The organism is Schleiferilactobacillus harbinensis DSM 16991, assembly GCF_000425885.1.
GTDB lineage: Bacteria > Bacillota > Bacilli > Lactobacillales > Lactobacillaceae > Schleiferilactobacillus > Schleiferilactobacillus harbinensis.
Genome location: NZ_AUEH01000046.1, coordinates 1 through 23,525 on the forward strand (window position 1 = coordinate 1; position 23,525 = coordinate 23,525).

At 52.0% G+C, this 23,525-nt stretch carries 26 protein-coding genes and 1 pseudogene; 2 read left to right on the forward strand and 25 right to left on the reverse strand.

Annotated elements, in window-relative coordinates; all coding sequences use genetic code 11:
* Positions 1 to 54: 54 nt before the first annotated feature.
* From H627_RS20160 to H627_RS18305, 25 genes and pseudogenes are all read right to left on the reverse strand, one after another.
* Complete coding sequence (locus tag H627_RS20160; protein WP_155827927.1) at positions 55 to 492, reverse strand: hypothetical protein; 438 nt, start codon at positions 490 to 492, stop codon at positions 55 to 57.
* Between the two features lie 471 nt (positions 493 to 963).
* A complete protein-coding gene (locus H627_RS0112415) occupies positions 964 to 1,245 on the reverse strand; it encodes a type II toxin-antitoxin system RelE family toxin (RefSeq protein ID WP_027829207.1) in 282 nt (93 codons plus the stop codon).
* Entirely contained in the window at positions 1,242 to 1,469 is a 228-nt protein-coding gene (gene relB, locus H627_RS0112420; protein ID WP_027829208.1) for a type II toxin-antitoxin system RelB family antitoxin, read from the reverse strand. The genes H627_RS0112415 and relB overlap by 4 nt, the downstream gene beginning before the upstream one ends.
* A gap of 66 nt (positions 1,470 to 1,535) precedes the next feature.
* A complete protein-coding gene (locus tag H627_RS20165) occupies positions 1,536 to 1,697 on the reverse strand; it encodes a hypothetical protein (RefSeq protein ID WP_155827929.1) in 162 nt (53 codons plus the stop codon).
* A 6-nt stretch (positions 1,698 to 1,703) separates the two neighbouring features.
* A complete protein-coding gene (locus tag H627_RS0112430; RefSeq protein WP_027829209.1) occupies positions 1,704 to 3,788 on the reverse strand; it encodes a type IA DNA topoisomerase in 2,085 nt (694 codons plus the stop codon).
* Complete coding sequence (locus H627_RS18280; RefSeq protein ID WP_051225419.1) at positions 3,785 to 5,152, reverse strand: DUF3991 domain-containing protein; 1,368 nt, start codon at positions 5,150 to 5,152, stop codon at positions 3,785 to 3,787. The genes H627_RS0112430 and H627_RS18280 overlap by 4 nt, the downstream gene beginning before the upstream one ends.
* Complete coding sequence (locus H627_RS0112440; RefSeq protein ID WP_155827931.1) at positions 5,142 to 5,486, reverse strand: hypothetical protein; 345 nt, start codon at positions 5,484 to 5,486, stop codon at positions 5,142 to 5,144. The genes H627_RS18280 and H627_RS0112440 overlap by 11 nt, the downstream gene beginning before the upstream one ends.
* A gap of 5 nt (positions 5,487 to 5,491) precedes the next feature.
* Complete coding sequence (locus tag H627_RS0112445; RefSeq protein ID WP_027829211.1) at positions 5,492 to 7,414, reverse strand: ArdC family protein; 1,923 nt, start codon at positions 7,412 to 7,414, stop codon at positions 5,492 to 5,494.
* Between the two features lie 17 nt (positions 7,415 to 7,431).
* Complete coding sequence (locus H627_RS0112450) at positions 7,432 to 7,728, reverse strand: hypothetical protein (RefSeq protein WP_027829212.1); 297 nt, start codon at positions 7,726 to 7,728, stop codon at positions 7,432 to 7,434.
* Positions 7,712 to 7,894: a hypothetical protein gene (locus H627_RS0112455; RefSeq protein ID WP_027829213.1), complete on the reverse strand. Its 183-nt coding sequence runs from the start codon at positions 7,892 to 7,894 to the stop codon at positions 7,712 to 7,714. Before H627_RS0112455 ends, H627_RS0112450 begins: the two co-directional genes overlap by 17 nt.
* 3 nt (positions 7,895 to 7,897) lie before the next feature.
* Entirely contained in the window at positions 7,898 to 8,107 is a 210-nt protein-coding gene (locus H627_RS0112460) for a hypothetical protein (protein WP_027829214.1), read from the reverse strand.
* Positions 8,108 to 8,121: 14 nt separating this feature from the next.
* Positions 8,122 to 9,681, reverse strand: coding sequence for a MobP2 family relaxase (mobP2, locus tag H627_RS0112465; protein WP_027829215.1), 1,560 nt, complete (start codon positions 9,679 to 9,681; stop codon positions 8,122 to 8,124).
* A 20-nt stretch (positions 9,682 to 9,701) separates the two neighbouring features.
* The gene (locus tag H627_RS0112470; protein ID WP_027829216.1) at positions 9,702 to 10,100 is read right to left on the reverse strand and encodes a hypothetical protein; all 399 of its coding nucleotides are present in this window, start codon (positions 10,098 to 10,100) and stop codon (positions 9,702 to 9,704) included.
* A complete protein-coding gene (locus H627_RS0112475) occupies positions 10,072 to 10,383 on the reverse strand; it encodes a hypothetical protein (RefSeq protein WP_027829217.1) in 312 nt (103 codons plus the stop codon). Before H627_RS0112475 ends, H627_RS0112470 begins: the two co-directional genes overlap by 29 nt.
* Before the next feature lie 290 nt (positions 10,384 to 10,673).
* Positions 10,674 to 11,549, reverse strand: coding sequence for a hypothetical protein (locus H627_RS0112480; protein WP_027829218.1), 876 nt, complete (start codon positions 11,547 to 11,549; stop codon positions 10,674 to 10,676).
* On the reverse strand, positions 11,521 to 11,886 hold the full coding sequence (locus tag H627_RS0112485; RefSeq protein WP_155827933.1) for a hypothetical protein: 366 nt from the start codon (positions 11,884 to 11,886) through the stop codon (positions 11,521 to 11,523). Before H627_RS0112485 ends, H627_RS0112480 begins: the two co-directional genes overlap by 29 nt.
* Positions 11,870 to 12,520: a hypothetical protein gene (locus H627_RS0112490; RefSeq protein WP_027829220.1), complete on the reverse strand. Its 651-nt coding sequence runs from the start codon at positions 12,518 to 12,520 to the stop codon at positions 11,870 to 11,872. The genes H627_RS0112485 and H627_RS0112490 overlap by 17 nt, the downstream gene beginning before the upstream one ends.
* Positions 12,521 to 12,540: 20 nt before the next feature.
* Positions 12,541 to 13,623 (reverse strand): peptidoglycan DD-metalloendopeptidase family protein, encoded by a 1,083-nt coding sequence (locus tag H627_RS18290; protein ID WP_051225420.1) that lies wholly within the window; start codon positions 13,621 to 13,623, stop codon positions 12,541 to 12,543.
* A 16-nt stretch (positions 13,624 to 13,639) separates the two neighbouring features.
* Positions 13,640 to 15,631: a VirB4 family type IV secretion system protein gene (locus tag H627_RS0112505; protein ID WP_035440980.1), complete on the reverse strand. Its 1,992-nt coding sequence runs from the start codon at positions 15,629 to 15,631 to the stop codon at positions 13,640 to 13,642.
* A gap of 75 nt (positions 15,632 to 15,706) precedes the next feature.
* The gene (locus H627_RS18295; RefSeq protein ID WP_081674915.1) at positions 15,707 to 16,438 is read right to left on the reverse strand and encodes a nucleotidyl transferase AbiEii/AbiGii toxin family protein; all 732 of its coding nucleotides are present in this window, start codon (positions 16,436 to 16,438) and stop codon (positions 15,707 to 15,709) included.
* Positions 16,389 to 16,838 (reverse strand): hypothetical protein, encoded by a 450-nt coding sequence (locus tag H627_RS0112515; protein ID WP_027829222.1) that lies wholly within the window; start codon positions 16,836 to 16,838, stop codon positions 16,389 to 16,391. Before H627_RS0112515 ends, H627_RS18295 begins: the two co-directional genes overlap by 50 nt.
* 55 nt (positions 16,839 to 16,893) lie before the next feature.
* Positions 16,894 to 17,049, reverse strand: a complete 156-nt coding sequence (locus H627_RS20170; protein WP_155827935.1) for a hypothetical protein — start codon at positions 17,047 to 17,049, stop codon at positions 16,894 to 16,896.
* Between the two features lie 28 nt (positions 17,050 to 17,077).
* Positions 17,078 to 17,761, reverse strand: a complete 684-nt coding sequence (locus H627_RS0112525) for a nucleotidyl transferase AbiEii/AbiGii toxin family protein (protein ID WP_027829223.1) — start codon at positions 17,759 to 17,761, stop codon at positions 17,078 to 17,080.
* A gap of 32 nt (positions 17,762 to 17,793) precedes the next feature.
* Positions 17,794 to 19,305: pseudogene (locus H627_RS20735) on the reverse strand (ISLre2 family transposase).
* Between the two features lie 307 nt (positions 19,306 to 19,612).
* A complete protein-coding gene (locus H627_RS18305) occupies positions 19,613 to 21,133 on the reverse strand; it encodes a primase C-terminal domain-containing protein (protein WP_051225421.1) in 1,521 nt (506 codons plus the stop codon).
* 730 nt (positions 21,134 to 21,863) lie between these two features.
* Between H627_RS18305 and H627_RS0112545 the strand changes: the two genes are divergently transcribed.
* Both H627_RS0112545 and H627_RS0112550 read left to right on the forward strand, forming a co-directional pair.
* Complete coding sequence (locus H627_RS0112545) at positions 21,864 to 22,772, forward strand: ParA family protein (RefSeq protein WP_051225422.1); 909 nt, start codon at positions 21,864 to 21,866, stop codon at positions 22,770 to 22,772.
* The gene (locus tag H627_RS0112550) at positions 22,765 to 23,202 is read left to right on the forward strand and encodes a hypothetical protein (protein WP_027829227.1); all 438 of its coding nucleotides are present in this window, start codon (positions 22,765 to 22,767) and stop codon (positions 23,200 to 23,202) included. The genes H627_RS0112545 and H627_RS0112550 overlap by 8 nt, the downstream gene beginning before the upstream one ends.
* Positions 23,203 to 23,525 lie beyond the last annotated feature (323 nt).

Sequence of the window (23,525 nt, forward strand, 5' to 3'; positions counted from 1 at the left end):
CTTCAAGGATAGGTCTTCATGGCCTATTTTGTTAAATCAACCCGGTCGATTGGTCTAACTCAATCGGTGTTGCACTTCAATTTTAAATCCGGCGCCGGAAATTTTTTGCGTAGTTTGTGCGTTCCCACCCCAGAAAATTAAATAATATGATCCAGAGGTTTCATCTGCTTTAGAGGAAAAAGAGCGGGTCCCCTTTGTTGCATCAACTGTCCCATATAAAGTGTCAGTCCAGAAGCCTACACTCTTGTATAAGGATGCTTGTGGAGTCCCAGCACCAGAATGTGAGCTAACAGACAGAGTTACAGTATGTCCATTACGGAAGTAATGCCACACACCATTGCGTTTTCCGTCAGCACGGCCGAGACCGCTTCCATAAGTTTCGTAAGAAACACTGATGGTTTGTGAAGCCGCGCTAGCTTGTGTTGCTGCGAATACCGTTACCCCGCTGATCGCTAGAATTAAAGCTGTAAATAGTACTGATAATTTCTTCATTGAAAAAAAACTCCAAAGTCTTCATGATTTTTTATTCCGATAGCAGTATACCGCTAACGAGTAAAGATGACAAGTGAACTTATTATCTTTTCGAAAACCTCTTTTTTTAAGAAAAAGGAGAGGCTACCACTAACTCCTAGTTAGGTAGTCTGGGATTGACTATCCTCTAAAGCACCCCAGCGTCCTGGTAAAGATCACCCTTTGGCGTCAGTTCTTCTCTATCAACTGCGCTTTACCGGAGCTATTGGGTATGCTAGGTTGGCAACAGAAAAGGACGCCATTGTGAATGGCATCCTTAGGCAAGACCGTCTTACAGGCGACTAGTCTCTTAACAAGAGAACTTTTTGGTGAGCCGTTTGATCTTTCCAGTCGACGGTTATCTTTGACCATTAACTATCTAGAGAGGGCGCGTCCTGACTTTCTAACTCCGTTTCCTTTGGGCTTGATTACCAGTCCCGCTAAGGCCAGCAATCACTGCCTTTTATAAACCTCGCCCCGCACGGACGTTTTGACAACCAAAACGGTAAACTTTCCATCTTGGATATCAGCAATCACCCGGTAGTTGCCAATGCGATAACGCCAAAGCGTGCCTAGTTTACCTTCCAAGGCACGACCCCAGGCACGGGGATTGTTCGATCCTTCAATTCGTTCATCTAACCACCGAACAATACGCCGTTGTGCAAATTGATCCAATTTAGCGAATTTCTTTTCGGCGGTCTCGTCGAATTGCCAATGGTAAAGATTATCGCTCATGGCATACCCAAACGTTTCTTGACTTCATCACGGGAAACCGTTGCACCATGGCTCGCTTGAATATTGTCAACGGCATCCTTATAATCCTCTTCATCTTCCATCCGCTCAAGGACTGCTTGGCGCATGTACATGGTTACGGACACACCATGAAATGCTGCCAACTTCTTTACCTTTTCATACTGATCGTCTTTGAAGCGCAAGGACGTCACTGTTGTTTCGCTCATACCATCCACCTGCTTTCAAGAAGAGTATATCAGGCAAAAGGCTTCATGTGAAGCCTTTTATTACCTCTACAGTTCTAGTTCTTGTCCCTCGCGCCGAAGCCGTTGTTGCTGGATCTGCTTCTCTTTGAGTTTCTTCTCGGCGGCCTTGGCCTGCCGCTCATGCTCGGCTTTCTGCCGCTTCAAGTAGTCAATATCCCGCTGCACGTCTTTGCGTTTTTGGTTAGCCATAGTGCGTTACCCCTTTCTTTTGCTACTGTCGAAAACGAAAGTAGTTTTAAATTCATTGTCCAGCTTGACCTTGGCCTTGAACGACTTGCCGGCCTTAGATTTGAATCCCGAGATTTCGTTAGTGGTCTTCCTGGCAATCAGCGCGCGGACGGCTGCCTCGGGCAGTGTCTTACTCGCCATCTTGGGCCAAAGAACAAAGTCACACTCCTTGTTAGAACAGTAGAAATTGTGCTTACCCTTAGCAATTGTCCCTTGGTGGCACTTCGGACACGTACCATAGGAACTCTGTTCAATTGCTGCTTCGACCTGTTCTGGCGGCAGCTCAATGGTTTGGGCCTTGCCGATCTCCTGGCTGACGAACTTTCGGACATTGGCAATGAAGGTGGCCGGATCCCCGTCTCCCTGTTCGATCTTCGCCAGATAGTCTTCCCAGGCGGCCGTCATTTCCGGCGACCCCAATAAGGAATCTTTGACCATCGTGTACATCACCATGGCCTTATCCGTAGGCTCATAAGCTTTCTTGACCAGCGCAATATACTCCCGGTCCACCAGGGTCTTAATGATGGCCGCTCGGGTGGCAGCCGTCCCCAAGTTGAGCTTCTCCATAATAGAGTTCTTGCCGCCCAAAGTCCCTGGTGTGTATGGCTTTGGTGGCTTGGTCTCGCCCTTGGCGGTCTGAATAGTCAGGGCAACCCGCTCGCCTTCGGCAAACGTTGGCAACGCGCCGGCGTCTTCTGTGGCATCCTCCTCGATGGCGCCCGCCATGGCCCGCCAACCGGCTTGGGTAACCACTTTACCTCTGGCAACAAACTTCTGGTCAGCAACTGCAACCGTCACGGTTGTTTGATCGTACTCGTAGTCGGCCATAAACATCATTAGCACCTGGTTTACGATGGCTTGATAAATGTTGGCATCGCGGCCAGCAAGTTTAGCCAGTTCGGGCAATTTGCCGGTCGGCATCAATGCCGGGTGGGCCTGATAGGCCCCCACGTACCGCTTGCGCGGCGTCAGCTGCGGCGTGGCCACGGTACTATCCAGCAAGTCCTTATAGGCGTCCACGCGATCGGCCAGGATTCCGAACTCTTCTTCACTGATGACTTCTTCTTCGGTTCGGGGGTAGGTCACGTAGTCCGCATCATACAATGCCTGGACCGTCTGTAATACTTCGTCCCCGGTGTAGCCCCATTTGGCGTTGGCCAGGCTGGTCAGCGCGGCCAGATTCAGCAACTTCGGCGACTGCTTGATCTTGTGCTCTTTCTGGACAGTACCGATGGTGGCCATATAAGGAGTAACCAGCTGATTGGCGTTGACGAACTCCCGCAGCTGCTCCTCGGACTCAAAGTGGGTGGCATTGCGGAAAATGACCTTCTGGCCGTCTTTCTCCGTTTCACCAGAGATGGTCCAGAATGGCACGGGCACGAAGTGATCCCGTTCCAGCTTGTTCTTAACGATCAAAACCATCACTGGCGTCTGGACCCGTCCGGCGCTGTACACCGTACCCTGGATGCCGGCCCCTTGGGCCCGCAGCGTGTAATAGCGCGTCATGTTCATTCCAACGAGCCAGTCGCTGATTTGGCGGCTGTGCGACTCCTTGTAGTAGTTGTAGGTCTCCCCGGCGTCCCGCAACTGCTTAAAACCGTCCTGAACGGCTTTGGGCAATAAACTGTTGACCCACAACCGTTTGGTCACTTTGTCCCGGTCGCCCGTTTGATCCACGATCAAGTAGGCAATATTTTCACCCTCACGATCTGGATCAGTGGCAATAATGATCTGGTTGGCCTCCTTAAACACCCGTTTGACGTTGTTATACTGCTTGCCCACGCCATCGCGGACCTGCATCACATATTTAGTCGGCATGAACGGCAAAGTGGCCAAGTCCCATTTTTTGAGCTTGGGGTCGTATTCGTCGAAGGGGGCCATCTCGATCAGGTGGCCAATGGCCCACGTCACCAGGATCCGACCGGTTAAATAGGGAGAATCCTGAACCTCGATATACCCGTCCTGGGTATGGGCTGTCTTCTTCCCGCCCAAGCCAGTCACCAGTTTCCTTGCCATATCTGGCTTTTCAGCCAATACTGCATAAGTTGTCATTCGCGTTCCAGTCCTTTCTGTTTCATCTGTGGGGCAAACCGCATCTCCCGGTGGAGGTTATTCTTGGTGATGTCGTTCCAGTCCTTCACACGCGGTTCGTTGTCCCGGACGATTTTCCGGGCCACACCCTGAGTGGCCTGGTTGTAATAGTGCTGGCACTTCAAGCCAAAACGCTGCACCCCCGCTTCGTTGCCTTCGTTCCAGGTACGGGTCATTTCGGCCCATTGGCTAAGGCTGCTGCCGCTGAAATTTGGGAGCACCAGGGTCGCTACCTCTTCGGTGGCCACGCGATGGTTGTCTTGATCCGTGAACGGCGTGTGAATCTTCTGCCCGTTGGCCACCGTACCGGGTTGGAGATTGCTGCTGGCTTTGTCAATCGCATACAGCACGTAGGGATTGACACCATGCTTGGTGGCCGATTGCTCGTAGTCGCGCCACTGAGCCAGCGGGATCTGCTCGTCTCCCGGTAGTTCGCGCTCGACGGCCAACTCCTTGCCGTTACGCCGGTCGATCCAGCTCAGCAGCAGATACTGGTCGGAAAAGCGCTGACCGGCTGCATCATTGTCCACGTTCAGCACGATCTTGTCCGGCACCGTGGGCCGGGCGTTGAGATTATCGGCCAGGTAATGGCTGATGACTTCGTTTTTCAACCCTTCCATAGAAACGTACTGTGCTCTTGGATCTCGTCCCTTCAACTGTAGGTAGCTCACGAGATCGATCGATGACTCGAAAAAGTGCAGCGTGTCTGCGTCCTTGGGCCCCACGGCAAAGCCGTAGCCCGTGGTTGAATCCTTGTCGATCCGTTTGAACGTTCCTCGCTTGCCGTACCGCTCATGATCTATCTGGGTGCCCTGGATGCTGCTGCCCATGACTTCCTGGGTCGCCGGATCACGCCACAAAAAAAGGACTGATCCAGATTTGTTTTGCTGAATCAGTCCTTCGTTGTGTAAATTGTCTACCAAACTGGGAGATAATCCTCGCTGCTCGGTCAGGTATTTTTTGGCCTGGGAAAAGTCCGGCGACACTTTTCGGGCGTCAAAGACGTAAGGGGCGTGCTGGTACGTCACTTCTGAGGCGCTCAAATTTTTATTGTTGAGTAGTAATGCGACGGCGTCCTTAAAACGGACGCTGTCTGGCTTGGATTGATCGGTCAGGAAGGTTTGAGCGAATTTAATGCTGTTCCCGCCGAACCCCTGGCTATTCCAATGGAAATAATTCTTGGCGCGATCGATCACCAGACTGTCGTGTTTGACCAGCCGATAAAACCGTTCGGTTTCGTTGGTCAGTTCCATTCCGTGCTCTTGGGCCAGGCCGACAATATCGACGGCGGCCGCTTGATCGATCTCTTCTTGGCTATAAGCCATCTGCCTCACCTCCCAAAGCGTCTTTGAGCGGCTGCCAATCCAGCTGATCGATCCGCTGCAAGACGCTGCACACCTTCATCGCTTGGCGCAAGCGGGCGATAATCAAGGCTTCCTCGCCCAAATAATAGGGCCCCTCATCGGATACCAGATACAGGGCGGCCGGTTCGCGGGCATTGATGTTATTGACATCGATGCCGACGACGATGCTGCCGCCGCGCAAGAACAGCTCCTTGTCCAGGGTGCGCCAAGTATCCCGGTGCACATGAACCATGCTCAGCAGCAACGCGTTGCGCAAGCGCCGGGCGCGGGTGATGGCGGTTGTTTCCGTGGTCATGTTAATCATCGCTCCATTCCTTTCTGGGCCATGGCCTTCTTCATGGCCAAATCCTTTTTCGTGGTACTGCGGGCCGGTTTCGGTTTCTCCAGCAGCTCCGCTGTGGCTTTCGAGACAAACTTCTCCTCTGTTTTCATGTCCTCGCGGGCCGCTTCAATCGGTTTCGTTAAGTGCTCGACCATCTCGCCCATGGGTACATCGCGGGTCACAATGGACTGACCCGTGGTGGCACGCTTGGATAATTGGTATTTGGGGATCTCGTACTCGCTCTTCTCAGTCTCAACATTGTAGTAGCTGTCCACCATAAACTGATTGCTGCTGGTCCGCTCGGCGGTACTCTTGGCCGAATACTCGACGAAAACCGGCCCCATGTACACCCGTGGATGCTCCGCCACGGCTTCCGGCGTCAGTTTGTAGTAGGTAGGACCTTCCGGATCGTAAGATGCCCATCCATCATTGTTTGGCTCCATGCGCTGGTTGTACGCCTGAATAAACTCGCTGAACCGGCCGTCACCAGCTTCCTTAGTCGGTGCCGACTCTGCTTGGCTTCGTTCGGTCACTTGTTTGGTCAGCCAATCTATTTCTTCCTGCGTCGGTTCCGGCGACTGCTCCATCTGTTCGATCACTTTGTGCAGCGGAAAGTCGCGCATGATTACCGGGGCGTCAATAGCCTGGTTGTTATCCTCATCCCCATCCATCTGTTGGTACTCAAACTGCTCGGTATCAATGTTGTAATATTTATCCACCGAATAGTCGTTACCGGCTTTGTCCGCGAAGTCGATTTGACCAAAGTACACTTGCGGGTGCTCTTCTAGCTCGTCGCGGTGGACTGCCATCCAGCCATCACGGGCGCGCGGCCGGACAATGTTCCAGTTGTAGACCTCGATGAAATTATCCAGTTCGTTTTGATCGTTGAAATTGGTTGAGTGATCCAGATCGCGTTCGTCCCGCTGCCGCTCCAGCTGGGCCGAAATGTCATCAATGAACGCCTTAGCTGTGGATTGCACGTCCGCCAGGATGTGCGCCCGCTCCTTGGGATCCATGGCTTGAAGGGCCTGGCCATTGTCCGTCCAGGACGCGATATAACTCGTGGCGTTCTCGGACGTGTCCATGCCAAAATGTTTAGAAACCACGTAACTGGTCATTTCCGCCTGGAACTCCCGGACGGCCGTTGTCTTGCCGTCGTTGGGATCCTGATGCAGCACACTATGGGCCATCTCGTGGATCCGGACGGCGATCTTGTCGCTCTCCGGCAAGTCGTCCCGAATGGCGACCAGCTGCTGGCCGGCACCGGAGACAGATACCCCTTTCTGACCCTTATCCTTGACCCGACCGAGGGCCACCAGGGTGCCGAGCTTGACTTCTTCAACGCCCATTTTCCTGGTCCAGACGCTGGTCGCATCAGATAACTCGTTGACCAGCAGCTTATCGGTGGAGTAGTCAATGGGCCGGTTGGGATAGAGTTTGGGATAATCTTTGGCCGGCATGTTGGTCTGTGTGGCGTCGAAAACCGACACCAGGCGGAAGCGAGTGAGCTGTTTTTTAACGGCTTGGCCATTCTCGGCCAGTGCCTTGATCTTGGCGTCCGCTTGCTTCGCTGGCACGGCAATCAGTTTGCCTTCGCCATTGCGGTACTGGTAAATGGTGGACGAGCTGGGCGCCCAGACCTTGATGCCTTTCTCGCCTTTCTTCACTGAATACCCAAGGTCTTTGAATTTCTTGAACGACCCCACCGCAACCGCGCCTTCGCGCTGGGACCGGACCATGACCTGATTGCGGAACGAGTAGGTGTGAAACCGGGCCATGAAGTCCAGCATTTCCTTCACCTGTTCCGGCGAGTTGGTGTACTGCTCCACGTCCTTGACCATCTGCTCGCTGACTTCTTGGATCTCTTGGCGGATCTCCTCCGCGCTGCGCTTCTTGTACATGACTTTCTCCTCCTTGCTTACTGTGTCACGGGGTCAATCACACGCCCCAGCTGCAACGCTTCACCGATCGATGCCGCTACCGCATCTTCATGTTCCGTGCCGTCGCGGACCAGATAATGCACCGCTAAGTCGCCAGTGGGACCGACCAAAACATCAAAGCCCAGGGTCCGGGGCCGGTTGCGGATCGCGTAGCGATTAGCGTCGGGCATCCCTACCAGCTGCCAGCGATGATGGTCAAAACCTTCCCGATCCAGCATGAACTCAATGCGCCGCACGACATTCATGTCGGCTTGCCAATTACCGTTTGTTTCCATGATTCTCCTCCTTATCTTCCGCGTCTAAATCCACAACGATGTACATGTCCGCGTCTTTCAGCAATGCTTGGGGCCAGCGCGCAATGGCGGCCCAGGCATCCTGCTCAGACGAAAAATGACCCGGAAATAGATCCCGAGTCACCCAATTTAGTATTCCGTAGGCCATGTACTAGCCCCACATAAACTGATCGTCAGTTTCGTTGATGAACTGCCCTTTTTCTAGATCAAAGGCAACGATCACTTCCGGTTCCAGCATTTGAGCCACGGCGTCCGTGGCCGTGACACTGTACTCGATCCCGGTATTGATGTCGGTCATGTGGATCAGCTTCCCGACGACTTCGGTCACGATCATGGCCGCGATATTCTTGTTCTGTTTCATGGTGTTTGCTCCTCTCATTGGCGCTCACGGGACCGTTCCACGGCCCGTTGGGTCCGCTCATAGTCTCGCTGCGCACTATACTTCTCATCATCCATTGTTCGGGACAGTTGCCGTTTAATGGCGTAAAGGTCTCGGCGATACAGCAGCGGTTTGTGGCGCTGCGGACGGTGCGGCGGTTCGCGGGCCTGCGCTGTTTCCGCTGCGTCTTCCAGCCCGACAGTGGCCCGCTGCGCGGTCTTGCGCTGCTTGGCTTCCAGGGCAGCAGACGCTAATTTCTCGATGTAACCGTCCGAAAAATTAACATCCGTCAGTGATGGGTCGCCCTGGCTGCGGGCATGATCCAACTCTCTGACGTAACTGAGTATCTGGTTGCCTAACCGCTTGTGCAAGTCGGCCATTTGGTTGGCAGCGTAGTGCAAGTCGTCCTGCTTGGTCTCACCGAACAGCTCGCGGTCCACGACTTCGCTTTCTTTGACGGCTGCTTTGTACTCGCGGTAGCGCTCATCGTCTTCCATAAAATCATCCGTAAAGTTGTCCAGCATTCCCTGGGTCTTACGATCCAGGTAACCGTATTGCCACTTGCGCCGGTCGCCCGGCAGCCGCTGCACCACCCGCTGCAACAGCACTAACTCTCCGGCGCGGTCCGGCAAAGATTCTCGTACGTCGGCAATCAAGCCGTCCCGTAATTGACCGATCCGGGCGCGTTCTTGGGTGCGATCTACTAATGATGCAGCGAACACGCGCTTCATATCATTAATGGTCGCCTGCTTCCGATTACCCTTCGGTGCGACGTACGTCCTGCCGCTTTCCGGGTCTTCCCGTTCGACTAATGGTCGCGTATTGACCGCTTCAACGGCGGAAAAATGGATGTGAATATGGTCGGTATTCCGGTGAATTGTCCCTAACCAAGTCACGTCTTTTAGTCCTTCGTCCTTGACCATCGTTGCCATCATTTCGCGTCCGGCCCTGAGCAATGGCTTCTCATCCAAGTCATCGGTCGCCGGGTCATAGACGCCAAGTTTCTGCAAAAATGGTGTATCAAAGGAAACAACGTCCTTGTACAGGACTGCGCCATGCTGCTGCGCGTGACGGTATTTTTCCTTTAACTCAATTCGATCGTTGCCCGTAATCACGTCCTTATCGGCCGTGAAGGCGCCGTAAAGGGTGTTCTTCTTTTCGGGCATTGTCGGTTGCGTAAGGTCCACTTGGGCCGCCCCTTGGGTCACCCGTTCCAGTTCTTGGTCTTCCTTTTCGGTACGGTTTGGTTTGTCGCGAAGGGCCTGCATCCGGGTCATGTAATTCAAGTACCGGTCAAACTCTTCGTCGAACCAGGTCATCAAGCGACGTGCTTCTTGTTTCTTGTCGTCGGTTTCTGGTTCTCGTTTGAAGTCATTTTGCTGATACTTTGCATCATTAAAAAGCGACCGGGTAACGAGAGATAACTCGATCTCTTCCAGCGCACTGCGGTCCGGTTTGTCGGCCAACGCATTGGCGCGGGTCTGGTAATCCAAGAAGTTGGCAAAGACTTTCTGGGTCTCAAATTGTGAGGTTAAAATCACGCCGGGACTGGCCATTGGCGGTCACTTCCTTCCTACTAATTAACGGACCGATGACTGTAACCAAGTTGGCTACTATCTGTGGAAGAGTGCGTGGAACGTGCCGTCACTGCGCGATCGATGCGCTGATTGACGGCTGCTTTGGCATCCAGAAAGACCGCTTGATCGTCAATCCGGGTGCCTGCCTTGATTCCCAAAGCGTCCCCCATATTCACTAGCAGCTGGGTCGCTAAAGACTGTTCTTTGCTCAGCTCACCAAGTTTCTTCTGCAAGTCTAGGATGTCGTTCTGCCGTTCCGTGTTGGCAATCTTTGTGCGATAGTCTAAGAGAATCCACCGAACAGCTGCGGAAAAATTATTCAGTTCGGGGTGCTCTGACTTCACTTTGAGCACCATCTCAACATCCTCGTCAGTGATCTGGACGTGCTTCTTCGGCATTTGAATCTACTCCTTCCTGTTCTGGTAATGCGTTGTTGAGCACCGTATAGATGAGCAACTGTTCGGCCGCAAGATGCTCCCTCAACACATCAGTAAGGTCACCCATACGGTCATTGACGCGGTGCAATAGCGACGCATTGTCGGTCACAAATACGTCGGTTAGGACGGCAACAATGTACTGATTGCGAGTCAATGTTGTCCCGTCACGGGCGTTTGCTTTGGCCAATTGCTTGTCGATTTGGACGATCACTTCGTCAGGGACGCTGCGTAAATTCAAACGCATTGGCAGCACCTTCTTTCTCCTAGATTTTCCCTTCAACACGGTTTTTGCGGGGGTCGATTTGGTGACATTGAATGTCGATACGGTGGCACAACGGGTCGATGTGGTGGTTTTTTAGTGGTAAAAGGGTGTCCCTCCACGCGGTAGCGTGGCACCACCCCCGGAGGGGGTGAAACCGCTTGGCACAGCCAAGATTGTCACTCGCAAACAGGCGAGTGGCACCGGTCCCCCTTATGCTCTTTCAAAACAGGGGCCAAAAAAGCACTTGACCTTGGTTTTGCCCTAGGCTGCGCTCACTCAGCAGACTGTTTGAGCTTGGCGATGCGTTCTTTAAGGGCACGAATCTGGTCATTATTACCATTGATCCGGCTCTTATCTTGCTCCGTTGTGCTCTCGTAAGAATCAATTTGGCTCTGCGTCTTGGTCTGATCTTCGGCCGCTTGCTGTTTCATTTCGGCGCGCAACTTCTTAGTCAGCTTTTTGTTTTGAGTGATGTCGGCTTGCAGCGACAGATTGGCTTTGGCCAGCACCTGGATCTGTTCTTGCCAGTCTTTCAGTTGGTAAGCACGGTAGTTGGCCCGCAACCGTGTCGGCGACTCAATGGCCAGCTGCTTGTCCGGCTTCGCGCTGTTTTGTTTGGCGTCAATCGCCAAGGTTAACGGCTTGCCGTCCGGCATCATTGTGTTTTCCAGCAGCTTGTTCTTGCGGCTGAGTTTCAGATTAACGCGGATGGCCACGTACTCGGCGGGTACGTTGCGCACGTAAACCACCAGGTAATCGTCCGCCACTTGTTCAACCGTGGTGACGAGTGGTTGGTCGTGTTGACCAATCGTTCCGGCGTCCGCACTGAACTTAATATTGGCCATGTCCTTGACCGCTTGCGCGCTCATCCCGCCGATTTCGTCGGTGTCACTGATGACCAGCTCCATCCGGTACAGCTGCGTCTTCGGGTTGTACTTTTTCCCGTAGACTTGGATCCCGGTGCCGGATCCAACCGGTACACTGGTTACGTTCGTCAACTGGATGTTAGCGGTTCGTGGACCGACAAAACCGGCGCCAATGCTGACGAATAAGCAAGCCAAGAGGATCCCGGTAATGCTCAACAGTAGTAGCTGCTTCCGGCTCTTCTTGTAGTGTTTATCAATCTCCTTGTCTTTCTTCTTGGCCATTGCTCGGCCCTCCTTTCGGCTCTTCGACGCGCACCATGAGCGCGCGTCCGGTGTACGCTGACCGGCGCAAGCGGTGGTAGCGAATCGTTTGTTTCGTCACCGGATCAAACAACCGCACCAGATAATAATGCTCCGAATCGTAATCCCACCACGAGAAGTTCAGTTGCAAAACTTCCCGCTTATTGCCGGTGTAGGTGCGTTGGAACCTGATATAAGTTTGCGACGACGCCCAGTAATCATGACGCGGCTCTAAGCGAGAAAATAAATCGTCTGCGTGGTCGAAGACGAATTGATCCGGTGCGTTGATGTCACGATAATGGTCAGTCATGATTATCAATCGCACCCCCTCCTGCGGTTGGTGATTGGTTGAAGAAGCGGTAGTCAGCGACCTTATCTTTCTCAAATTGCAGCAGCGCTACGTAATGCTGCGGCGTCTTGGATTTGTCCGTAGACAACGTGTACTCCATGTACACGGCGACCGTAGGCGCGTCCGGATTGGTCGCATCCACCATCGCTTGGTTCTTGGCGAAACTGACGGTGTAGATATTCTTTTGGATCTCCTGTTTCTCCTGCTTCTGGAGATTGCCGGGAATCAATTTCTCCGTCAATTCCGGGGTCGCTACATCCAAATACTTCTTGCGCTTGCCGTCTACGTCATGCGTATCAGCCTGTAACAGGGCAATGAACCGGGTGGCCACGCCACCCAGATCCAATTGGATCTGCGCATCCTTGCGGTCGCTTTCAGTCCCCGTATCAACCGTTTCAGTGGTCTTAACTGCTGCTGCTTGAGCGGCTGCTAAGCGGTCTTCCAATTCGTTGACCTTCTTCTTTTGCGCGCTCAAAGCGGTCACGTTGGCCGTCTTCGCGGCCGCTAGTTGGGTCCCGCTTTGGTGCCATAACCATAGGGACACGGCACACACGGTAGTGAGCAGGATCAAGCCCATAATCAAGAAATAGTCCTTCTTTTCCATTACTTTCTACCTCCATTTACCTACTTAAAATCAATCACGGTGGCCGGATCGATGTACCCTGGGTTGCTGCTAAACAAGTAGTTGCGCATAATCATAAAATGCAGGTGCGCACCGTAACTGTCCCCTGTCTGACCCATGATGCCCAACTGCTGGCCAGCTTTGAGCTTTTGGCCAACCTTAACTTTGCTGGACAACAAGTGCTGGTATGAAGAGTACCAGCCGTCAGAATGTTTGAGAATGACGATTAACCCGTAATCCCCCCGCATTTCAGACAACACGACAGTGCCATCCTTGGCCGCATTGATCCGCAGTGACCCGACTAAATCAATGCCGTAATGATTCTCATACTTGCCTGGCCTTGTGGGGCTTTGCCGCCCCATCATGAAGGGGCTAGTGACTTGATACGGTTGCAGCGGGTAGACCCAGCCTTTGCTGTTGGGCTTAGCCCCGCTCCCACCGCTGGCGGTCAATCCGCTAGTACCACCGAATTCCTGCATCATTTTCTTGACCGACGAAACCCAGTTAACGTTCAAGCCCCCACCGTCATTGGATGCCCCAACTGGTGCATAGCGTGCGCCTAACGTCTCGACGGTAACTAGCCCTTCCCGTACCACCAGCGCGTTCAGCGTCTGGCCAGTGGCTTCAATTCCATCGTTCAACGTGGGGAACGCAAGGATCTCATTGCCCCGCATTTGGCCGCTCGGGTTATTCTTGTTACGGATCGCCGCAGATTTTCCCCAACCGGATTCGATCCCAATAATGGCTGCCATCAGCGCGGGCGATACGCCATATTTTTTGGCAATGGCTATGACCGCCTTTTCTTTATTTTCCATGACACTACCGGTGTAGTAATGCACCCAGGTCGCATGAAACACTTCCGCATTGACGCCGGTGCTAGTCAAATCGCTGTCGCCATCCGCTGCCGTATCGGCTGTTTGCTGGCCGCTGCCGCCTAATGTACCCAGGATGGCAATGCCGCCGATAAACAGGCCCAGGAAGGTCACAATAACGAGCAACCCGCCTAGGCTGAATAGTCTTCGAATCCAACGTAACCGGCGCTGCGCTTTGAGCAGTTTGATTAACGGATTATCTGATTCTTCCATTGATCGTTACCCTCCTTTACTGGCCTCCAAACAGCTCTAGCTGACGATCTGACGGTTCAAACTTCACCCGGTACGATTGCTTGGACCCAAGGCTTAAAATGGCATGGCCCATCTCTAAATCAGGAATGGACATGTATTCTGAGTCCGTCAAACTATCACCCAATAACTCGCGCATCCGGGCTAGCAAGGAATCATCCAGGTTGAAGAGGACCTTGAATTGCGTCAACTCGAAGATCGTTTTGAGTTTGGCAATGTCCGTACTGGCCGCCCCCTCGGGGATCATTTCTTGCGGGCTTTGGGTCGCGAAAACCACGCCTGCCCGGAACTTCCGCATTTCCCGTTCAAAATTGCTGACGTACTCAACGGCCGCAATATTGTTGGTGTTAATCAGGTTGTGCGATTCATCGAAGAGAACATTCAGATACTGGATCTGGTCCGGTTCGATCTTCTTTTGCCGCAGCAAGTAGTTCTGCCGGCGCCCGTTACGCAGCGCATCCGCCCAAATCAGCGACAACGCTGAGGACAGCTGTACCCGGTAGACGGCCGGCTCCATGTTAGCTACCGCCGAAGTGTCGTACACGACGATCTGCTGGTCACTGAGATTCTTGATCGTCGAGGGACCGTCAAACATCGATCCGTGCCCGTCCAGCAGGTCCGTAATGGTCGTGATGAGCATGTCCAGCACCCGGTTATGGATATTGACCGGCAGCATTCCCGGACTCTTCTGGACGCGCCGGAGGAAGTTCATGAAGGAGGAATACGTTGGGTATTTCTCCGGTTCTAGCCCTGTGATATTCACTTTGACACTCGTATTCATAAAGTTTGGCGGGACGATGCCGTGATCCACATAGTGGGCGCGGATCAGCATCCGTACCTCCTTCATGTCCGTGCCCGTGAAGTCACTGTTCAATTGCCCCAAGTCCCCCGATAGTTTGGCCACGGCTTGGGCAAATGAGGACTTTTCCTGCACCACTAGGCCGTCTGCGTCCGTGATCGTTGGATAGACTTCCCAGGGGTTGATCCGGCCCTCTGAGCCGTCCAGGTTAATCACGATGCCGCCCTGAGACTTGGCCAGCTTCTCGTACTCTTTGACCTTATCGATGATCCGCACGAAGTTGCCGCGCACCACCGTGGCTTCTTCCATCATCTTCATCAGCGTCGATTTCCCAAACCCCATCTTGCCTAGGACCATGCCATTGAACGATCGCCGATTCTTGGTGTACCGGAATTGGTCAAAGATAAACGTCCCGCCTGTGTTCGTTGTTCCGTAGGGATAACCCAGCGGGTCTTGCAGGCTTTGGTAATGGAATGGTACCCCCTTGCCTAACGTCGATGCCGGCAGCGACTGCCCCCGCTTGTTGTTGATCCATTTTTCTTGCTGGCTATAGGATGCTGAAAAGGACTTATACTCGTATTCCTGTTCAAACAGAAAGACGGTCGTCCGGTAATCCAGCCCTTTGAGCGTGGCTTTCAAGTCAGAAGTCCGCTGATCCAACGCTTCCAGCGTGGGGGCGTACACCATGATCCGTACTTTGATCAATTTGGCGATTTCCCCGGCCCGTTTCAGCTGTCTGGCGTAACTCAACAGGTCCTGCCATTCATCAGCAGCGTTGGCCTGGTCGGTTTGTTTCCGGTCGTTCTTCGCCCGGTCGCCCAACTCGTTCAGCGTGCGATCGATGCTGCCGACGACCTTTTCGGTGCTGTCGGTCTTCACGTCAACTTCGGCGATCGTGTACGGGTTATTGGTCAGATATGCTAACCAAAATAAATTCGGGTCATGCGGGAACTTGGTCACGTAGAGGACGTTGAAATACCCATCTCCTCCCATCGCGTGGCGCTCATCAAAGGTCAGTCCACCCGCGGGCTGGATCCGGTGCAGAAAGCCCAGGTCGTAGCCGTTATCGTCCAGTTCCTGTAGTTTCCGTTGGGACAGTGCCGCGTGGGGGTCCATGGTCACGGTCTGTGCTTTGTCTTTTTTCTGCCATGGTAGGCGTAAGTCTAAAGCCATAATTTTTCCCTCTTTCCATAAAAAATAGCGCCACAGATTATTTTCTGTGACGCCGGTAAAACCTATTCAGTTGAATCAATTGCGCTCCATTCCCTTCAACTTCTTTTGAATGGCCGCTCGTTTGAGTGCTTCTTGGTCCATTGACTTCTTGGCCGGTTCAGCTGGCTTGTTATCATCAACCAGACCCAACCGATCGTAAACACTGAGGAAGTTGTTCGTCATCTCGTCTACCCGATCCTTGGGAATCAACGCGTCTTGCTGCGTCTTGACGTAGTAATCAAACCGCTCCAAGCCATTGTAGGACAAGGCGTCCGCAACGGTCTCCTTGGTCTTCTGACTAACATCATCCCAATGGTGTTCCAGGATAAAGCTCAAATCGTACAGATCGCGAATCTTGGCCCGGCTCTGGTAGGCGTTGTTTTTCATCATAGCCAAGGTGTCCAGATTGTATACGCTGATCCCGTTGATTTTGTTCACTGTGGCCGGATTGATGTGCTTATTCCGATAGGATACTTCCACCTTCAATAGGTCATCCCCATCGTGCAGCATGAACCGTTTCACGGTATCCGTATCTTTGGCCACGCGGTAATCAATGCCGCGTTTCTTGGAAAACCGGTCAACGTAGTTCTTGATCGATGCGCCGCGACCGTCCAGGTCAACGTCCTCTGAGAACCGATCCAGTCCGTAACACTCCATGAGGGCCGTGCCGCCTTTGAGAATGTATTGGTCATCCTGACTATTGATGTAGGTCAGAAAGTCATGAATGAGGTCCTTGTGTCGCTGCTGTTGTGGTGTGAGTTCGACCATCTTTATAATCCTCCCATTGCATGAAATACTCGCTGCCCATGAATTTGTCGATCTGCGGCCAGTTAGCCGCGTGCCGCAACTGCCACACTTTGTTGAACACTTCCGGCGTGAGCGCGTCGTTGCAGATGAAGTCGTCGCGCATACCGCCCGCCAAACCGAATTGTCCGGCAACCAGCATATCCAGCAAGGCCCGGATGTGGTTGGCGACGTTGTAGCGGGCATTTCCTGGGGCATGGGGCACCTTGGCGTCGCGGCGAATGCCGTAATCACCATAGAGGCTGCCTTGGGTTTCATACAATGGAATGTGGGTCCAGTCCAGCGCGCCCCAATGCCAGTCGCCAGTCGTTTGTTCCGTTGGGTCTGGAATATTCAGGGCGTAAAGCCCGGAAATGTATTTCATAGGCCGTGTCTCTCCTTTTACACAATTACACTTTTGCACATTTACACTAGTGTAATTACCAGTTTGTGTCGTCCTCCAACCATTCCTGAATTTCTTCACGGGTATTGAGTTCTTGGGCGGGCAGCTTCTCCACTGCCTTGGCCACCTTTCTGCCCAACACCTCTCGTTCCGTCTGTTGCTGTTCTAGGTCCTTTTCCGCATCCTTCACCATTACCTGACCTCCATGACTAGACTCGGTTTCAGCGCTCTAGCCCTTTGTTGCGAGTTTGCTGCTGCAACAGCTGAGTGCCGACAAGAATGTCCTTGGCTGCCCTGATGGTGTCCTCAAAGGGAATCCCTTTGGCGTAGTCAAAGCGCACCTGGTACTGACGCCACGCTTGTTTAATCGGTTGTTCTCCACTTAGTTCATCAATGCTGGCGAGTAATTCTCCCGGCTTCACCGTCAACTTGTCCGCCTTACTCTTACGCAGAAACCCCAGTGCTAAATTCGTACGATTGAGTTTTGGTTGCGTTGTCCGGATGGCGTACAAGTCAAACAAATCCTTTCCGCGGGTATTAACGATACCCAACCGAGCTAATGCAACCATCTTATCCGCCACGATCTGCTCCGTTGGATAAGCCTTCATCTCAAACCCCGGCTTGCCAGTCATTAGCATTTTCTGCCTGATCCGAACAGGAGCAGGCACAATTGGATCGCCTGTAGACAAGTCGATCTTGATATTGCTTTTCACGCCTTCCATATCCAGGTCAATACTGACTCGCATCCCTGGGTACTCATGGCCCAGCATCTCGTCTTTGATCGTTCTGAGCGAGAACTGAACCGGCTCGTCAGGATTTTGATCAAAGATGTCTTGCAATACGCCACTGACCGTTTCCTTATCCAGATTATGCCCAGTTAAGGTAGAATCCAAATCCTCGGTCATTCGAGTAAGTGTCAAGTTTTTCCCGGTAGTTTCTAGAATAAGCCACCCATGTTCAATTTCTTGTTCAATTGTCCCATCGGCGAGCTGGCCGGAACATTGCCGCCAAGGCTCGCGTGACGCACGCCAACGTGTGTTGTCGGTTGCGCTTTAAATAACCCTAAGGCCTGAAGATTCACATCGTCCTCAGCGGTCTCGGCGACTTCTGGTGCGAACGTAGTTCCCAGCATTTCTGTCTCGTTGAGCGTCTCAATCAGGTCCTCGTTCTGTTCGCAGTCAATGATGCGTAACATTGCCTCTAGACCTCGTTTACTCCATGCGCGGCCTTCACGCTTGAGCCGATACGTATAGCGCCGGTGGTTGCTCTCGCAGCACCCCAGAGAGTGGATCGACTCATGGAGGGCCGGATCAGCGATGGGCTTGATTGAAACCCAGTTGCGCTCCAAGTAGCCCCGCAGTAAACGGACGTCCTCGGCCCGATCAGAGGGCCGGCCGAGTTCGCTTGAACTGTCGTTCACAGCCAAGCTTTGACAAGTATCCAGGGCTTGCGTGAGCGCGTCCCAATTGGCCGTATAAACCGCCTTGCGTACCTTCTTGATCACTGGCTCAGGGAAGCCGGCTAGACGCATAGTGATCTTGTTATTCAAGTGATAGCGGTCCAAGACGTGGATGTGCTTCGCAGCGTTGGCCACGATGTTGGCGAAGACCTCCGGTTCGTAGCCGCTCCCATTGTCGCTGCCAGTGAAGACCGTTGTCTGGCTCAGATCGTAGTGGGCACCAAGATAGGCTTCCAGTTCACGAATTGCTTCGCGCTAGCTTAATCCACTGACGTCATGCCGATTGACCAGCGTGTGCCGGCTGCCGTTCTTCTCGATTCCTTCGTAGATCTGAAACCGATGAACGGTATGAGTGAACGGCACATTGCGGCGCCGATGGCCGCGGTGCTTCTTTCCCTTGGTGCAGCGGCCTCTGCCCAGGAAGGCGTCGCCTTCAATGTAAAGCACTCTAAGTGCTTTTCGTTGGCTGGGTTCGGTTTCCTCCTCTTCCTTAGTTTGCTGGATCCGGACAAGTGCGATGTCGCTGCCTGTGCCTTGGGCGATGCGGTCCACGGCGGGGGCAGAGATACTGCAATTGGTCAAAGAATTAATGGCCTTAGCTACCAGCCGCATGGTTCCGTTAGCTGTTAGGTCTGAGATCTTCTCCATCAGTAACTGGGAAAACTGCCGATGCGGCTGAATGCCTAATTGCTGGTCCAGCAAATAAACCCGACTGCCATCGGCCATCTGGATGTAACGCCGCTTGAACTGCACAGTACCGAAAAGAAAACTGATCGTTCGCGAATCCCGTCCCAGGGATTTGATTGTCTGGTGCTTTTGCTTGGCCTCCTCCTTGGCTTTTTCATACAGTTGGTCATCGAGCTGTTCAAAGGCTAACCCGACCAGCTCGGTGGCCCGGATAAAGACCAGCTGAAGAATATTCACTTCTGCTTTAAATAACGACGTAACCCCCTGTATGCAGACCAAAATATCTGCTACACTGATGTTCATGGAAGACCGCTTCTCTCTAGTTAGTGTGATGGCTATACTAGAAGACTAACGGTCTTCCTCTTCTTTTTAAAGACCCAACCGGGAAACATTTTATACTAAGTGACTGTACTTTTTTTTGGTAAATAGCCTAGGTGAACTAGGTGAACTATCTGGCTACGCCCTGGCTTCCTGCGGACAACCTAATCAATCCAAAACTTCTTGTACATAACTATTACCAGAAAAAACGGTTATCCACCGAACAACTGCGGCAACACCCCAATCCACCAACGCATACTAGCTATATCTATTGGCAATTCAGGACATTCATTCAACCCGCGCCACGTCTGGTATCTGGTGGATCAATGCTGTCGAAGAAAAGGTCGATTTGCTGCGTGATTTGGGCCATCGATGGCTGCTGCTTGTCCGACAACTCGTCGGCCCAGTCATCCGCAAACGCCAAGCCACTGCCATACGTTTCCCGTGAGCGATTACGCTTGGCCACCAGCTGCGCATAAATGTTGGCCACTGTCTGGATCCAGGTGTACCCCATGCAACCCCTTTGTGTCGCCACGGTGATCTTGTTTTGGGCCCGCAACTGCTTAAACGCCGCATCTAACGCTGCTTTGCTCATGCCAAGCTCGACTGTGAGTTGACGGACCGTCCATTTGGATCCGTCGGGTCCCAGATGGGCTTGCAACCAGGTTAAAGTATCGTCCGCCCATTCTTCGGCGTGACTGTATTTTCGTTCATCCCGCGACTTAGCAAACTTATACCACATCGTGGGAGGAATGGTCAGCCGACCGTCAAACCAACGGTACGAGATGTACTTGATGTAAACCGGGCTTGCAGCTTGATAGCGCCCTGAATAGGCGTCACGGACCGCATGGGCCACGTCACGGGGATTTTGGGGATGATTCAGTCGAGTATTCCACTCATCTAGCATGTGATCACACGCTTCTTGCTCTACGCCGGACTGATAGCAGGCCAAGGCTAATGTGAAGGCCGCGTTGTGCCGACCCACTCCCCCACCTTTGCCAGTTGCGTGAATTTTGGCGCACCGCAGTACCTGGCCAAACCAAGCCTGATCGATCTGTTTACCACCCGCAAGTAAGCGTAATTGAGGTGTTGAGCCGCCCTTTGTGGCGCGTTTCTGCTTACTGTAACGGATACTCCACTGTTTCAAGTCGCTAAACCGGTGCATCAGATGCGGTTCAAAGAATACAATATTGTCGTTACGCGGAATCCGGGCAATGCCAAAATCATTGGCCCCCAAATCGACCTGCGGCAGTTTTTGGGCCAAGCACTCCTTGAGATTCTTGGCGATAATCTTTGCGGATTCAACGACTCGCAATCGGTCATCCCGACGCCTGACGAAAGCCGCTTTCCGCAAGACGTAATACACCTGATAGCCCTTGTCAGTCAGGAGAATCAGCGTCGGAAAAATGTTGCCATCGATGATCGTATCCCAGGTAATGTCATGTTGGCGGGCATAACTATCCCGAGCACGACTACTGGGAAAATCGATGTCAATCACAAATGTGTTAATGGCAAAAAGATTGCCCTCAGTGAAACCGGAGACGGTGCCCCCTGTCCTTTTGCCGTAACAGAAAACGTTGGGGGTCCAGTGGGTAAACTTGTCTTCGTTGTCGTCCAGCGACTCAATCGAGCGCAACACGACCCCGCAAGCCATGCTCATCCGGATCTTGTCCCGGAAAGCAAAGACTGTCCCGGTGCGGTGAGCCTTATTCGGGTCCGCTGTAAGCCCAATCAACTTGGAATTTTGCGGTTTCCGTTCCAGAACGGTATTATGCAGAATTGCTGCAATTGCAACGTGCGCTTCGGTAGCCATGATTCTTCCCTCCTCATTTTTTGGGAAGAAAAGAGGACACGTGCAAAACGGCAAAAATGTGCTGTTTTGTACCCGTGTCCCCCGTTTTTGGCTATGAAAACGCTATTATTGTGTATAAACGGTCCTTGCCCTCTTCGACGAATCCTGATAAACTACAGTCAGTACCGCAAACACGTTGCGGCATAACTGTATTAATGATGAAGGGGCAAGGGGACACGTACTTGGGTTACGTGATTTCCGATCGTCTAGGCCGGCTAAAACCTAAACGATCAGCCCCTTTTCCTATAGTCGCCACACCCTCTGGGTGTGGCGGCTTTTTTCGTTTGCTTGATTACTCCTTAAAGATAACGGACGCCCGGAATAAAGTAAAGGGCCAATTTGGCGCGTTTCAGCCCGTAGATTCCACAATTTACACTTTTGCACTAGTGTAAAAGTGTAAAATTACACTAGTGTAAAAGTGGTGTTTTTTAATTGACGGTCGCGCCATTTACACTTTTACACAAATACATTTTTACACAAATACACTAGTGCAAATCTGAAAGCCGGCCACTGCTACATCGGCTCTCAGTGATGTCCCAATTTACACAATTCTTCTTTTACACATTTACACTAGTGTAAATAGTAGTTGCGTTATTTCCTAGGGTGGGGTATACTACGTTATGTGAGTTACACATTTACACTTTTACACATTTCTACTTTTACACATCTTTTTTTGAAGGAGAGCTTTACTATGGACGAAAATACTACGGATACCCCGGCCATTGCGCCCAAACGATCGTTGAAGCGGCCGTTAACTATTACGGTAGCCAACAATAAAGGCGGTGCTGGAAAATCCACTATCACTCGCTACCTGTCTTTCAATGTAGCTTTACGCGGATACAAAACGTTAATCATCGACGAAGACCCATCGGCGAACACGACCAAATCGATGATTATCACCAAAGCTCGGCATGACGAGGAACCCTACACGATGGGAAAGACAATGATGGCTGGTGTCCGCGACGGCAGTTTGACGGACCTGGTCGTGCCGATCATTCCCAATTTGTACCTGATCCCGTCGCATATCGACTTTGCTAGCCTGCCCGTCTACCTTTCAAAGCAATATGGCGTCGCTGAACCTGGAGATCCGGATTACCAGGATGTGGAAGGTCATAAAGTAGCGGTGATCAAGAATCTCCTAGAACCGCTGAAAAAGGATTTCGACTTCATCTTTATCGATACACCACCCACGACGTCTTCGGACTTTACCCGCTCAGCAGTTTTCGCCAGTGATTATGTGATCATCGCCTTCCAGACCCAAGCCGATTCCTTCGATGGCGCTATTCAATTCATTGACGGCGATCTCAGTGAGTTAGTCCACGTCTTTAAGGCTAATACCGATGTCTTAGGGGTATTGCCCAATCAATTTGCCCCGAGCGGCACAATCGATGAAACTGTCCTCAATGATGCACGGCAACGGTTTGGCAAGCAGAACTTGTTTGAACATATTCTTCCCTATAAGAAACGGGTACAATCTGCACCACGGATCGGTATTACCCGAGAAGGATACTGGAATAGTGACCTGTTCAAAACAGCAATTGATCCATTGACTGATGACTTTTTCCATCGCTTAGATTTGGTAGGTGAACTCAATGACTGAGAATGATAACACGCAAAAGCAAGAAAAGAAGGCAAAAATCGGCTTTTTTAACAGTGCGGGGCCTAAGAAACAGAAGAACAATCTCGACCTGTCTTATACGGATATTGCTGAGCCGAAAGAGACGTATGCTCCCGAGAAAAACACCGGCAAGGAAATTCTGCCTAAGTCTAAGTCTACGATCTCAGCAAGTGCAGCGGCCAATGCTGCGCGAAAAACGCTGCGCCTGCCCAATGATGTTTACTATGAGTTTTCAGCCCTCCTTGAACTGTCGGATTTTGCCTACTCCTACGAATTACTGGCCGAGTTAGTTGAAGACGGCATCAAGAAGCGCAGTGAGGAAGATCCTGACTTTGCCCGGACGTTCCGGGCCGTTGCTGAACGAATCAAAATGACCGATCAGCGAAAGATGGCTCGCAAGCGTCGTAAATAGAATTACACATTTACACTATTGCACAAGTGTAAATGTGTAACGACGGTGTGATACCCCGTCCTGGGTACATTCCCTGGACGGGATTTTTGTGCTCGACTTTTTGCTATCACTATTCAAATTGACGTTATTACAATCTTATTTTTACACATTTACATATTTGCACTTGTGTAAATATGTAAATCGATTCTGCTTTTATGGATGCGTATCCAATTTTTCTTTCTTATGCAACGCCGGATTTAAAATTGAAGTGCAACACCGATTGAGTTAGACCAATCGACCGGGTTGATTTAACAAAATAGGCCATGAAGACCTATCCTTGAAGC

Bases quoted from the DNA above. Each gene is read 5' to 3' on its own strand.
- H627_RS20160 (WP_155827927.1), bottom strand. From the start codon at position 492: ATGAAGAAATTATCAGTACTATTTACAGCTTTAATTCTAGCGATCAGC.
- H627_RS0112415 (WP_027829207.1), bottom strand. From the start codon at position 1,245: ATGAGCGATAATCTTTACCATTGGCAATTCGACGAGACCGCCGAAAAG.
- relB (WP_027829208.1), bottom strand. From the start codon at position 1,469: ATGAGCGAAACAACAGTGACGTCCTTGCGCTTCAAAGACGATCAGTAT.
- H627_RS20165 (WP_155827929.1), bottom strand. From the start codon at position 1,697: ATGGCTAACCAAAAACGCAAAGACGTGCAGCGGGATATTGACTACTTG.
- H627_RS0112430 (WP_027829209.1), bottom strand. From the start codon at position 3,788: ATGACAACTTATGCAGTATTGGCTGAAAAGCCAGATATGGCAAGGAAA.
- H627_RS18280 (WP_051225419.1), bottom strand. From the start codon at position 5,152: ATGGCTTATAGCCAAGAAGAGATCGATCAAGCGGCCGCCGTCGATATT.
- H627_RS0112440 (WP_155827931.1), bottom strand. From the start codon at position 5,486: ATGACCACGGAAACAACCGCCATCACCCGCGCCCGGCGCTTGCGCAAC.
- H627_RS0112445 (WP_027829211.1), bottom strand. From the start codon at position 7,414: ATGTACAAGAAGCGCAGCGCGGAGGAGATCCGCCAAGAGATCCAAGAA.
- H627_RS0112450 (WP_027829212.1), bottom strand. From the start codon at position 7,728: ATGGAAACAAACGGTAATTGGCAAGCCGACATGAATGTCGTGCGGCGC.
- H627_RS0112455 (WP_027829213.1), bottom strand. From the start codon at position 7,894: ATGGCCTACGGAATACTAAATTGGGTGACTCGGGATCTATTTCCGGGT.
- H627_RS0112460 (WP_027829214.1), bottom strand. From the start codon at position 8,107: ATGAAACAGAACAAGAATATCGCGGCCATGATCGTGACCGAAGTCGTC.
- mobP2 (WP_027829215.1), bottom strand. From the start codon at position 9,681: ATGGCCAGTCCCGGCGTGATTTTAACCTCACAATTTGAGACCCAGAAA.
- H627_RS0112470 (WP_027829216.1), bottom strand. From the start codon at position 10,100: ATGCCGAAGAAGCACGTCCAGATCACTGACGAGGATGTTGAGATGGTG.
- H627_RS0112475 (WP_027829217.1), bottom strand. From the start codon at position 10,383: ATGCGTTTGAATTTACGCAGCGTCCCTGACGAAGTGATCGTCCAAATC.
- H627_RS0112480 (WP_027829218.1), bottom strand. From the start codon at position 11,549: ATGGCCAAGAAGAAAGACAAGGAGATTGATAAACACTACAAGAAGAGC.
- H627_RS0112490 (WP_027829220.1), bottom strand. From the start codon at position 12,520: ATGGAAAAGAAGGACTATTTCTTGATTATGGGCTTGATCCTGCTCACT.
- H627_RS18290 (WP_051225420.1), bottom strand. From the start codon at position 13,623: ATGGAAGAATCAGATAATCCGTTAATCAAACTGCTCAAAGCGCAGCGC.
- H627_RS0112505 (WP_035440980.1), bottom strand. From the start codon at position 15,631: ATGGCTTTAGACTTACGCCTACCATGGCAGAAAAAAGACAAAGCACAG.
- H627_RS18295 (WP_081674915.1), bottom strand. From the start codon at position 16,438: ATGGTCGAACTCACACCACAACAGCAGCGACACAAGGACCTCATTCAT.
- H627_RS0112515 (WP_027829222.1), bottom strand. From the start codon at position 16,838: ATGAAATACATTTCCGGGCTTTACGCCCTGAATATTCCAGACCCAACG.
- H627_RS20170 (WP_155827935.1), bottom strand. From the start codon at position 17,049: ATGGTGAAGGATGCGGAAAAGGACCTAGAACAGCAACAGACGGAACGA.
- H627_RS0112525 (WP_027829223.1), bottom strand. From the start codon at position 17,761: ATGACCGAGGATTTGGATTCTACCTTAACTGGGCATAATCTGGATAAG.
- H627_RS18305 (WP_051225421.1), bottom strand. From the start codon at position 21,133: ATGGCTACCGAAGCGCACGTTGCAATTGCAGCAATTCTGCATAATACC.
- H627_RS0112545 (WP_051225422.1), top strand. From the start codon at position 21,864: ATGGACGAAAATACTACGGATACCCCGGCCATTGCGCCCAAACGATCG.
- H627_RS0112550 (WP_027829227.1), top strand. From the start codon at position 22,765: ATGACTGAGAATGATAACACGCAAAAGCAAGAAAAGAAGGCAAAAATC.